The organism is uncultured Aquimarina sp., assembly GCF_947495315.1.
Taxonomy (GTDB): Bacteria; Bacteroidota; Bacteroidia; order Flavobacteriales; family Flavobacteriaceae; genus Aquimarina.
The window spans coordinates 128,032-139,728 of record NZ_CANLYD010000018.1 but is presented as its reverse complement, the minus strand read 5'-3'; the positions used below and the strand labels follow the sequence as shown (position 1 = coordinate 139,728).

13 protein-coding genes are annotated in these 11,697 nt (G+C 28.6%); 3 read left to right on the top strand and 10 right to left on the bottom strand.

Annotated features, from left to right (window positions below):
- Positions 1 to 1,310: 1,310 nt before the first annotated feature.
- Genes Q0910_RS24545 through Q0910_RS24530 form a run of 4 tightly spaced genes read right to left on the bottom strand, consistent with a single transcriptional unit; the run spans position 1,311 to position 7,239 of the window.
- Positions 1,311 to 2,975: a response regulator receiver domain gene (locus Q0910_RS24545; RefSeq protein ID WP_299222594.1), complete on the bottom strand. Its 1,665-nt coding sequence runs from the start codon at positions 2,973 to 2,975 to the stop codon at positions 1,311 to 1,313.
- Entirely contained in the window at positions 2,968 to 5,952 is a 2,985-nt protein-coding gene (locus Q0910_RS24540; RefSeq protein WP_299222592.1) for an ATP-binding protein, read from the bottom strand. Before Q0910_RS24540 ends, Q0910_RS24545 begins: the two co-directional genes overlap by 8 nt.
- Entirely contained in the window at positions 5,945 to 7,015 is a 1,071-nt protein-coding gene (locus Q0910_RS24535) for a DNA cytosine methyltransferase (protein WP_299222590.1), read from the bottom strand. The genes Q0910_RS24540 and Q0910_RS24535 overlap by 8 nt, the downstream gene beginning before the upstream one ends.
- Entirely contained in the window at positions 7,015 to 7,239 is a 225-nt protein-coding gene (locus Q0910_RS24530) for a helix-turn-helix transcriptional regulator (protein WP_118386222.1), read from the bottom strand. The genes Q0910_RS24535 and Q0910_RS24530 overlap by 1 nt, the downstream gene beginning before the upstream one ends.
- 186 nt (positions 7,240 to 7,425) lie before the next feature.
- Between Q0910_RS24530 and Q0910_RS24525 the strand changes: the two genes are divergently transcribed.
- From Q0910_RS24525 to Q0910_RS24515, 3 genes are all read left to right on the top strand, one after another.
- Positions 7,426 to 7,722, top strand: a complete 297-nt coding sequence (locus Q0910_RS24525; protein ID WP_299222588.1) for a hypothetical protein — start codon at positions 7,426 to 7,428, stop codon at positions 7,720 to 7,722.
- A gap of 112 nt (positions 7,723 to 7,834) precedes the next feature.
- Positions 7,835 to 8,389 carry a hypothetical protein gene (locus tag Q0910_RS24520; protein ID WP_299222587.1) on the top strand — a complete coding sequence of 185 codons (555 nt, stop codon included), beginning with the start codon at positions 7,835 to 7,837 and terminating at the stop codon, positions 8,387 to 8,389.
- A 7-nt stretch (positions 8,390 to 8,396) separates the two neighbouring features.
- Positions 8,397 to 8,600 carry a hypothetical protein gene (locus Q0910_RS24515; protein ID WP_299222585.1) on the top strand — a complete coding sequence of 68 codons (204 nt, stop codon included), beginning with the start codon at positions 8,397 to 8,399 and terminating at the stop codon, positions 8,598 to 8,600.
- A 573-nt stretch (positions 8,601 to 9,173) separates the two neighbouring features.
- Here the strand turns inward: Q0910_RS24515 and Q0910_RS24510 are convergent.
- From Q0910_RS24510 to Q0910_RS24485, 6 genes are all read right to left on the bottom strand, one after another.
- Positions 9,174 to 9,680 carry a hypothetical protein gene (locus Q0910_RS24510; RefSeq protein ID WP_299222583.1) on the bottom strand — a complete coding sequence of 169 codons (507 nt, stop codon included), beginning with the start codon at positions 9,678 to 9,680 and terminating at the stop codon, positions 9,174 to 9,176.
- Between the two features lie 42 nt (positions 9,681 to 9,722).
- On the bottom strand, positions 9,723 to 9,851 hold the full coding sequence (locus Q0910_RS24505) for a hypothetical protein (RefSeq protein WP_299222582.1): 129 nt from the start codon (positions 9,849 to 9,851) through the stop codon (positions 9,723 to 9,725).
- Positions 9,852 to 9,988: 137 nt separating this feature from the next.
- Positions 9,989 to 10,354 carry a hypothetical protein gene (locus Q0910_RS24500; RefSeq protein WP_299222580.1) on the bottom strand — a complete coding sequence of 122 codons (366 nt, stop codon included), beginning with the start codon at positions 10,352 to 10,354 and terminating at the stop codon, positions 9,989 to 9,991.
- 12 nt (positions 10,355 to 10,366) lie between these two features.
- Positions 10,367 to 10,498, bottom strand: coding sequence for a hypothetical protein (locus Q0910_RS24495; protein WP_299222578.1), 132 nt, complete (start codon positions 10,496 to 10,498; stop codon positions 10,367 to 10,369).
- 7 nt (positions 10,499 to 10,505) lie between these two features.
- Positions 10,506 to 10,889 carry a hypothetical protein gene (locus tag Q0910_RS24490; protein ID WP_299222577.1) on the bottom strand — a complete coding sequence of 128 codons (384 nt, stop codon included), beginning with the start codon at positions 10,887 to 10,889 and terminating at the stop codon, positions 10,506 to 10,508.
- Positions 10,879 to 11,685, bottom strand: coding sequence for a type II toxin-antitoxin system antitoxin SocA domain-containing protein (locus tag Q0910_RS24485; RefSeq protein ID WP_299222575.1), 807 nt, complete (start codon positions 11,683 to 11,685; stop codon positions 10,879 to 10,881). The genes Q0910_RS24490 and Q0910_RS24485 overlap by 11 nt, the downstream gene beginning before the upstream one ends.
- Positions 11,686 to 11,697 lie beyond the last annotated feature (12 nt).

Here is an 11,697-nt window from a genome sequence, read left to right as displayed (position 1 = left end):
AGGTGTCAAAAATGTAGAATTCTTCCTTTTTAGATTAACACAAATATTTGCATAAACACAACAATTGGTCTTGATCCAAAATAATTTTAGATTTCGAGGCAAGCCTCGGAGCATTTAAATCTCGATTATCGAGTAAAATATGAGTACATATTAAATTTCAGAATATAATAATAAATCATCAGACCAATATTGATTAAACATAATGTTGTAAATCTCCAACACGTCAGTTAGTTCAAGAAATCAAAAGTCTACTAGACTTTATAGTGATTGCTGAGAATCGCATATTTGAAAATTTATTGAATAAAGTCCCGAATATTGAATTTATAGAGTAGAAATAAATTAATGTAAAACGAATTGTATAGAGTAGTCCTGAAATATTCTATTTTACATAATACAAATTATAGTACAAATATCTCATTTTAGAATTATATAGGGTTTTCGCTATTTGATAGCTATAATGTAATATTATGTAAAATATCCCACAGTAATTCTATTTCATAGTCATATTAGCTACTTGGGTCATTAAAATTCTTTTGTGGCGTTTATGATTAAACCTCACGTTTATATTTGTAGCTATAATTTGCCATTATGTAAAATTGCCGCGCCCAACCGCTTTATTGTTTTTAAAAAATTAAATGCTTTATGGCATTTATTTTTAAACTCAATTTGCCACCGCTTGGCCACACCAAAAAAAGCAAACACTTTTAGGTGCATTATAAATCACGTATTCAATGAAGCATCCGTGCAAAAAGTTTTTACGCGATTCTCGTGAAGGTTTCCGCAAGAGTATAAAATTACTCTACGAGATAATTTCTATACACTTGCTAACTGTAGAACTATGATTTAGCCTTTTTAAATAATGCTTATCTTTTTTTCTTGATAAAAAAAGAAACAAAAAAATCAAGGCTGCATAAAACTTTGGAAACAATCACGGCGCAGTCACTATATTTTAGAAAACATTCTAACTTATAAGATTACTTAAGAACTAGAATGTGTATGTAGAGCTTAAATTTAACTTTAGTACTAGACCTCTAAAATATTGACGCTCCTTTACCTATTGTTTTCTCCAAAGTTTTCTGAGGCCGTTTTGCCAACGCTACATCTGGGTAAAATGTATTACTTCTATTTTACATAATACTTTAGAACTAAGATTTTAGTTTTCAACCATATTTTCTAAAGAATACTTTGTCAAATTCTTGTTTAGATACTTTAATACTATGTTGTGTAGTATCTAAATCTATGGATTTTAAATATAATTGGTTATATCCAATTAAAAAATCAACTCCTTCCCTCCCATTTCATGAAATAATTTAAGTAGACCATCTTCTTAACCATTCAGATTCATCTAAACCAACCCTTGATAATTGAGAAGCATATTCATCAACTATTCTTTGAGCGTGTAAATCTTTTAAGTCCAATTCCCAACTAAATTGTTCATCCTCATGCTCTGTATATTTTTGTGTAAATAAAAATGAACCGTCAGCTTGTAAAACAGCTTTTACAACTCCATCATTTTCGTGTCCATTAAATTTTATTGTACGAATTGAAAATGATTTTTTATCGATACTCAGTTTTAAACCTTCTGAAGTTACCAATTGAAATTTCCCGTTATTTGAAATATTCAATGGTATAAATAGAAACTTCCGTTCTTGCCCATAAAGTCTTACACTATCACATTTTTGTTGAATACATAAATAGAAATTATCTTTATTTTTTGTACTCCGCAGAACAGTCCCTAAAGTCAATTTAGGCTCAATCTCATTTGAAATATATAGACTTTTATGATGTGTTAGCTTTGCAAACTTAAGATTTATTTCTTCTTCTAAACCTTTTTGACTATTATTCAAAAACAAGCTAGTATTATTTTTAGATAAAAATTTTAAATAGTCATTCCTGATTGTTTTATCTGTTATTTTCTTTTTAAAAGAAGTTTCATATCGTTTATCAACTCGAGTTTCATCTGAATGAAGTAATTCTTTTAAAAACTCAATATCTCTATTATAGGCTATTTGAGGATTTAATTCTTTTCCTTTAGAACTTAAAATAGACTTATCTTCTTCTGTAATTACAGCATTTAGCCATTCATTTACCAATTGTTCATCTATTTTCTTATTGATTTCATTGTATGATAATAAATTGCCTAATGCATCTTTAATTAATTCAACAAGCAATTCATTAGCATCTTCTTTATTAGGAATAAAAGATTGATGACTTAAATATGCTGGATCTAATTCCTTAGAAAATAGAGTTAATAATTTACCAGAGTTCTTTCTGATTTCAGATAGCGATATTAATGCAAAATTTGTCAATAATCCATTAGTCATTTTTGTAAACTCAGTTAAAATAAAATCTGGAAGATTATTATATGAGATTATCTTTTCCTTTAAATCTGGATTATGCTTGAATTTGGCATCTTCTTTTCCTTCTTCAATAGCTGAAGGCTTAGCTATTACAAGTATTTTAACATTACCTGTGGCAATACTACAATTCTCTTTATTTACACTACCTATTTGTAAGTCAGATATATCTCGATATATAATATCAGTTATAGTAGGTAAAATAATTTCACCTGTATAAATTAAAATTAGTTTTAGACTTCCTTTTCCAGATATTGGATCTGCTACTATCTCCCTTATTATTTTTCTTGTGTGCTGTCCTCTATGGTCTTCGACGTCATCATCATCATCATTATTTACTATTTCTTCTTCATTTTCTTCCAAATTTATTTGCCAATCAATTACTACTATATCTGATTTCTTACTAAGAATAGACAACTCATCAATGTCTTTCAATTTTTCAGGCTTGTAGACAGCGCATATTTTTTCACTCCGAGCAAATACTTGTGTTATTTGTTGTGCATTAAGCTCGTGATCATTTCTTTCTTCATATAGATATGCTTTATCGTCAATGAAAACTATACTTTGTAGGAAATCATTCGCAATCTCTTTAGACTTTTCAAAAAATGTATTACTCATTATCCTCTGTTTTGATTTTTTCGATTTTGAAAGTAACTGTCGTACCTTCTCTAGGATTGTCAAGAAATATGTTATAATCTTCTGCATTTAATACTTCTTTGCTGATATGTAAACCCATTCCTCTTCCATTTTCTTTTCTTGTAAATCCTAAATTAAAAATCTTAAAATTATCTTGAGTTTTTATAGATATTCCATTATTGGAGATGTAAATATTACCTTCTTTATCAGCGTGTAATCTTATTATTTTTTCTTCTACATTACTTTCGTTTAACCAATAAATAGCATTGTCAAGAATATTAACAAAAACAGGATAAAAAGATGATCTATATCCAAATAATGCTGCTTTTGAAAACCCTTTGGTATGCTTAAATTTGATATTATGTCTATCTAATCTAGTTTTAAATAAATCAATTAAAAAAGTTTTAATCTCAAGGGCTTTAATTACTTCTTTTTTTCTATTTAGTCTTCTATTTAGAGGTGTAAATAAATTTAAATAACCATCTAAGTGCTCAAAATTAATTTTTATGTTTTTATAAACACCATCCAATTTTTCATTAACATCAGACCAAGCTTTTAAATCTCTTAGACTTGATCTAACAGCTTTAATAGTACTACTGAATTCATGATGAATAACTCCTACAGCTAACCCTAGCTGACTTAATTCAATATCTGTCTGAATCCTTTCTCTTAAGTCATCTAATTCTTCACCTAGTGCATCCGTTATTTGATCATTGGTTATTATTTGGTTGTCTTCATTTTTTTGCCAATAAATACCTTCTAGCTGACGAATTACAGTATCAAGGATATTCGTGTTTCTTTCACTAACTGATTGAATATCGTCTTCTAACTCTTTTCTTTTCTCAACAAGATCATAATCAGATTCGCCAGAAACATTAAGTGTTTTAAAATTATCCTTTACAGTTCTTATCTGATCGTCTAAATCAATCATTAAATCTGTAGTTAGCTCTTTAACTCTTTTAGAAATATCTACTACAGCTTCTGAAACATCTTTCTTCTTTTGATTATTAATCTTTTTAGCTTCTGAGGAAATAAACTCTACAGCTTGCTCCAATCGTTTTCTTTTACTTAGTTCTAAATCTAAAATTTTAACTGTATTCTCAACATTAAAATCAATTTTTTCGTTTGCTGGTTTAAAGATTGCATATTCAATTTTATCTAACTCTTTTAAATAAGAATCATAATCTTCCCTTAATACTTTTTTTATTGTAAAACCTTTTGGGTATGAAATTGAAATTTTCTTTTTATAGGCAGATAATCGTTCTCTAGTTTGAGACTCTATATCTAATAACCTTTGACTTGCTATATCATGATCTTTTATACTTGATATAGCATTAAATTCTTGTAGTGAGTTATTTAAAATTTCTTCTACATCATTTTGTATTCTATTATCATTTAAGTCTGTAAAGAATTTATCAATTGTTTTTTCAAACTTATCCTTTCTTACTTTTGCTTGTTTATCACGTCTTTCTAGTGCTAAATGAATACTTTGTAATTCTCTCCTTTTTGCTACCCAAGTTTCTGCTTTAGGGCCAGCTGTTTTATCATCTCTAAAGAAATCAGCTGCTAATTGACTAAAGAAATTTTTCAATACATCTTGTAATTGCCTAAATGCTTTATTTTCAATAAATCCTTCTCTACCTGCTTTTTCTTTAAGCTTATTATTATTTAGTTGATTAATATTTATTACTCCAAACATTCTTCGATAGGAAAAAAACGCAGTTGAAGCTCGTTTAGTTCTATTTTTTTCAATATCTAAATAATCATAATCAGAATCTCCATAAGGCAAAATTCTAATATTATCTTTATAAACATATAGCCCTCCGAACTTATCTGCCTTAGCTGTTATTCTATTGTAATTCTCTGAATCGATTATGGAATCTCTTTTGTTACCTTGAACATAAGCAAGATTTATCTCAAATTCTCCACAACCAGTTTCTTTAAAGTTATTGCCGTTCCAATTAACTATATGATCAAAAGTTTTTTCATTATAAATTTTTATTACCCCTTTAAATTGCCCAAAAGCGTCAAATTTTCCTTTAAAATGATGATCTGCTAATTCAAAATCTTCTTTAGTGAAAAAATGTTCTTTATCTATTATATTTAAATAGGTATTATCCTCTCCTCTATAATCTCTAAAGGAAATATCTAAAACTGGATTAGGATGATTTGGTGTCATAGTATTATGAAACCCTATCAACATCTTTTCTATTTTGGTTGCATCTTTAGATTCGCGTCTACCATCAATATCTATATTGATAATATCATCTACTGGAGAGATATAAAAAAAAGTTCCACTATCACCATCTTTTTCTAATGAATAATCCTTAATAAGAGATCTATTGTAGTCTAAAGGAGAAAAAGCAAAACTGTTAATCGTTGAAGATAATGATTTAGCTTCATCTATTGAAATATCGTCCTTTTTTAATAATACATTTAAAGAGTCAACTAACTCCTTTTTCATAGGTTCTATTTCGGACTCGGAAGGAATGGAATCAAATTCTCTTATGGGAACGACCACATCCTCTAAATTCAGACCCGGTAATTCAAAAATCTCCCAATTAATAAGAGCTGCAACTATCCTTTCATCTTTTGCTTTAGAAATTATTAATACTTGCTTTCCAATAGATGCAATAGCTAATCGACCAATACCTTTTTCTCCCATTGAAGTCCGCAAAGGTTTTGTGCTATCTATTGGTGGTGGAGAAATTTTCTTGTTTGATAATTTACTTTCAGTACCAAGAGTTAACCATCTAGTAACAAAATCTTCCTTAGACATTCCAACACCATCGTCTCTTAGAATAAATAAATTATCTTTCCTAAAATAATCAATATCAACACTATCCGCATATGCATCGTGAGCATTTTTTAATAATTCATTTATAGCTGTAGGAATTCCTGCTATTTGTTGTCTTCCTAATAAATCTAGTGCTCGTGCTCTTGTTTTGAAATTAGCCATTAAAATGATTCTTTATTATAGCTTTCCCTATCCTTTTCGCATACTCAGGAGGAACTGCATTCCCTATTAATCTAGCAATACTTCCCATACTTGTGCCTATAAATTTATAGTTTTTAGGAAATGACTGTAAAGAAGCCCCTTCTCTAAGTGACAAAGCTCTATTTTCTTCTGGATGTACAAAACGACCATTAGAGACACTGAAGAATTTTGTTGTAATTGTAGGAGATGGCTTATCCCACCACAATCGACCAAATGTATCCTTAAAAGAAGAATCTCTTCCTATAAAACATTTTAATTGTAATTCTGGATCGTCAGCAAAACTTAATCGATTACCGCCATTCTTTTCTACCTTTTCTAGTCTCCTTAGTGTAATATCACTAATATTTGGAACTGTATGATTAAAATCAGAACTATCAATATGTCCTGCTTTTATTTCAGGAAAACCATTTGCCTTACCAATAATATCTCTGACAGTAAGCGTTCTTCTTGCTTTAATAGGTTCTAATTCATTTTCAGTAATTCTATTTGCAATTAAAGTAAACCTCTTTCTGTTTTGAGGAACACCGTATTCAGCAGTATTATGTACATCGAAATGAACTTTATAATTATTCCTTTTAAGCCATTTAATAAAAGCTCCCAATCCACTTTCTCCCTTCATTCTAAGTACTCCAGGAACATTTTCTACTACAACATAACCTGGATTAAAATATTTCACAAACTTTCCAAACTCTTTTAATAAATTTTTAGATTTTTTTGATTTCTTTTTGTCTGTATTTATGATGCTCCAAAATTGACAAGGACTGCAACCTATTAATAATAATTCATCATCATCACGCTTTAAGTTCAGTTCAGTTTCTAAATCTTCTTCTTTAAGTTCAAAAACATCAGCTTTTATGAATTTAGCATTTTTAATATTCGCTTCATATGTTTCTTTGCATTTTTCTTCATAATCTATGCCTGCCAATACCTGAATACCAGATTTTTGCATACCATAACTCATCCCTCCACCTCCACAAAAGAAATCAACAGCCTTTATTTTTTTAGTCTTATTAATTGTTGACACTAACTATTATTTTTTTTGATTTCTAAATCTTTACAAACTTCATTTAATACTTCACAAGGATTAGCTTCTATGGCTAGTGCAATAAGATACAACTCACTGACGCGTAATTTTGTTCTTCTATTATTTGACAGTTCACTAAGACGTGTTTTACTTATTCCTGTCTTTCTAGAAACATCTGATCTATTTATAGATTTCCTTGATAAGTAGAGACCTAAATCTGTCATTATTATCTGATTTTATGAACATAAAATTAGTTATTCAGTTATTATTTTCCGATTTTCTAAATGATTACAAATATTTTTATCCGTTTTTATTTATATTTGTTCTGATAATCGGAATTTTTTATCTTAAAAAGTGAATTTTATTTTCAGAAATTGATAACTAAAGTGTTATAAAAACCCAATAATTCTATGAAAAATGAACAATTAATCATTGATTTAATACAGCAAGATCTTAAACATAGCCAATTATTGTACGGTTTGGAAAGTATCGGTTTAGACGGATTAAGTATGTATCATCTTGCTATTTTGGAGGTAATCTATCAACTAATGAATGTACCGAAAGAGAAAATAAATGATTATTTGGCAGAAACATATTCTACTTTTATGAATAGATCTATTGATTATGATATTACACCAGATGGGCAATCTTTAAAACCTTTAGCAAAAGAATGCTATAGCCGATTAAAATATCTTATTGATCTTTAATTATATGTTAAAATATTTTATGCAAAACGGGGGTAAACACCCCTTTTGTAATTGATTTAATTCTTCTAAATTGTGTAGAAATTTTTAATTAAATTATATAATACATTTTTCAATGTCTAGAGTATATATGTTATTATTATTGTTTGTAAGTTTCATATTTCTTAATGGATGTGTTTCGCAAAAAAAGTTTGTTGATTTAGAAGCAAGAAATAAAGAAACTAAAGATTTATTGAATACAGCAACTGTAAAACTTAATTCGGCTATAGAAGAAAGAGAATTATTAAATAGAGCATATAAAATTCCAGTTCAACAAATTTCAGAAGCAGATCCTTCTGATGAGAGTAGTATTATTAAAAATAATATAATATGTGACTATGAGCAATTAATACGCGATAATTTCTCAGAATATCAGCTATATAGAAAAGAAGGAAATAATAATGAAATATGGTTTTACAATTATTTAAGACGAATTAGGAATAATGTTTTTGGTGGTGATGCTTATTTATTAGAAATATTCTCAATTAATTATTCTAATCCATCTCAGATAAGATGTAAAGTAAAATACTTTGATTCATTAGAAAAGAAAATAGGTATGCTTCAAGAAACTAATGAGAAAGGTAATGGAATAAATAAACTAAGAACTTTAATACAAGATTGTGATGGATAAAAATAAGATGAGGCATAGGTTAGCGACTATTTTAGTTATTGGCTTTTTATTAATTATTGGTATCGTCATAATTTATCCATTAATAGCACAATTAACTGGTTATCCCGGTAATTCCGAAAAGTGGATGAGCATTATAGATAAAACTGCTTCATTGTTTACAGGTATTATTGGAGTAATAATCGGTTACTATTTTGGTAGCAATAACAATTGAAGTTTTTACTAGAAATTAAAAATTATTACAAAGATTCCATTCCACACACATTACACTCCCCTCCTGCCGTCGGATCGCATAATAAGTGTTCCATTACATTTTTTTAAGAAACCTTTCGTTAGAAAACTTTTAAAATAAACTGTAGAACAAGAAAACTTTGCTTTTGCCAAAGCAAAGTTACATAACGCAAGTACATTATAGTACAAATGTGTATTGTAGCAAATTGACGGATGCTTGCATTTTACATAATTACAGATATAACAACACGCCAGTGTTTTATATCGATAGAAATTATGTAAAAGTCAATTTGCGAAACGTTAAGCTCATTCGTAGCTATAATGTAATACTATGTAAAATATCCCACAGTGATTCTATTTCATAGCAATATTAGCTACTGGGGTCATTAATATTTTTTTTAAGGCGTTTATGATTAAACCTTTCCAGCCACATCATCTCGCAGCTTTATAAAATTGATTCCATCAATCAATTTTATAAACTCGTCTAAAATATTGACGCTCCTTTACCTATTATTTGTGCCAAAGTTTTCTGAGGCCGTTTATAAACTTCTAGGTTCTATTTTACATAATGTTGTAAAGTTTCCCTAAACTTTGTCATAATTTTCAGCCTATTATTCTTTAAATAATATGTAAAATACCCCATAGTATATGTAGTTATTGAAGCAAACGCAAAAAACACAAAAGTCTGTACTTTATGATGGGCTTTTAAATCGATGGGACTAAGTATTAACTCAATATTGAACCAATCAATTAAGCTTAAATACACTATAGCCCATAACGTTATAAACGCTTTTGTCACATTTAAAAATGGTTTAGGCATATCTTTTGAATGAAATCTCTTTTTATGAAAAATAATTAAAGCGTTTCCGAACATAAATAGGCATAATTGAATCATTATTCTCCTACCAAAATATATCGCCATTGCCCCAAAAGCAATTTCAAAAATAGAGAAATCTATTTGATCGATAAACAAGTTTATTACTATAGATAATACTATGGTAACAATTAGAATTTCAAGAAGAACATTGAGTATTGCAGTTCTTATTTTATTAATATCAGGCATAATAACCTTATTTTAAAGTTTACCTCTACTCTATTGTCTTAGTTAGTCATTCTTTTTTGGTGGAGGAGGTGGTGGATTTCTCATTGTTGGAACGCTGCCTTTAACGATACCTGATGGTTGTTCTGTTGTTTGTGGTTTTGGGATCTCCTGCCTATTGTTCTCTTCTGCCATAATTAATTATATTAATTTAAAAATTATTAAAATATTCTCGTGTCCTTATATCGGCTTTATTTTTTAGTTTTTTCCAGGGCTTAATACTAAGCTTATCATCTAACTTTTCCATAGCAACAAAATCAGTATCCTTTAATTTAAAAAAAAACATCTTTTACTCTATTCTCTTTTTTAGTATCATTCTCGCAATCATACCAAAGCTCCTCTAACTTGGTTAAATACTTGAGAAACATACTTCTTAAAACTGATATTCCCTCTAGTTCATTATCAGATCTAACAATATGGTTTTCTATTAAACCAATTAGTTGAATTATTGCTATAACAATGCAAGCAATCCAAGCTAAAGGTTCCCAAAAAACCCATCCAAAAACACCAGAACCAGAAAAAATTAAAGTAGCAATTTTTATATATCTTTTTAAATCTTTTTGTAAATCGAGGTATAGGGATAGATACACTTCTCCATACTTAATTTGAATCATTTCATACCAAACCTTTTTCCTCATATTTATAAAAGTCTATTTTCTCTTCTTAGTTTGACCAACTTTAATTGTTTCAATTACTGTTGTATTAGGTCTTTTTTTAGCCTCTTTGATAGAAATAAATTGTCCAGTTTTGGCGTCTCTTCCTCTTTTACTTTTTCTAGCCATAATTACATTATTTAAAATATTTTAATATTCTATCTCTATTTTCATTTGTCTTGTCATTCTTGTGATAAAGTTCAATAAAGATTATCTTTTCTTGAGTTTGAACTTCAACTCCATTTTTATCTTCTACTTCTTTACTTCTAAAATGTGCATAGACAAGTCTCAAACCAGTATTAACACCCTTTCCTTTTAAACTTTTACATGCTATTTTTTTTACTTTTATTATGCAGTCCTCAATACCAAGTCCATCTATATTAAAACTAAATGGAGGCCTAGCAGTAGGATTGACATTTAAAACTTTTTTAATTACCTCAATATCATCTTTTAACGACCTATATTTTTTTGAGAGTTTTTTTAGGTCTTTATTAAATTCTTTTAATTCTTCATATTCCATCTTCATCTTCATTATCATAATTTCTTACTGAAAAAGGCTTCTCTCTGTAAAATGCTAATTCATAATCGATTACATCACCTTCTTCTGTTGCTTGCCAAGGAATATCTTTATGAGAATAATCGCTTATTGCACTAGCATAGTAATCGGAAAGTTGGTTAATAACTCTATCAATAACATCAATTTCACTAGCTTTTAATTCAGTTAAATCTGGTTTAGTTAATGGTAAATAGCGAGTTTGATGATAACCATGAAACTCTGTCTTTATCCTCTTGACTTCTCCAACTTTTATCATCTCATCAATAACTGAATTTATGTTATGGGGTACAGGTCCATATGGTAACTTTCTATATACTGCACCAGATAAATGATTTTCATATATTTCATAATAGTTGAAGTCAGAAAAATAAAGAAGCTTATACAAGACTGTCTCTCCAACATTAGCTTTCCCAGCACACCTTTCAAGAATGTATAGTAAAATGTTTCTAAACTTATCCACCATTAAATTTGGCATGGAAATTCTTTCTTCATTTATTGTTTTTTCTTCTTTCTCGAAACTGATATCGTCTTCTTTTAATTCAAAGTCTTTTGATAAAATTTTGTCAATAGAAAGTCTTAAGTTTAATGAAAGATTCATTAATTCAATAATTGAAATCTTTCTATTCCCCAATTCAACTTGAGCCAAAGATGGTCTTGAAATCCCAATTATTAAAGCAAGTTCTTCTTGTGAAAGTCCTTTTTCTTTTCTTATTATCATTATTCTATTACCTAATTCTTTATTAGACAGTTCTGTTTTCATTGTTTTCATATA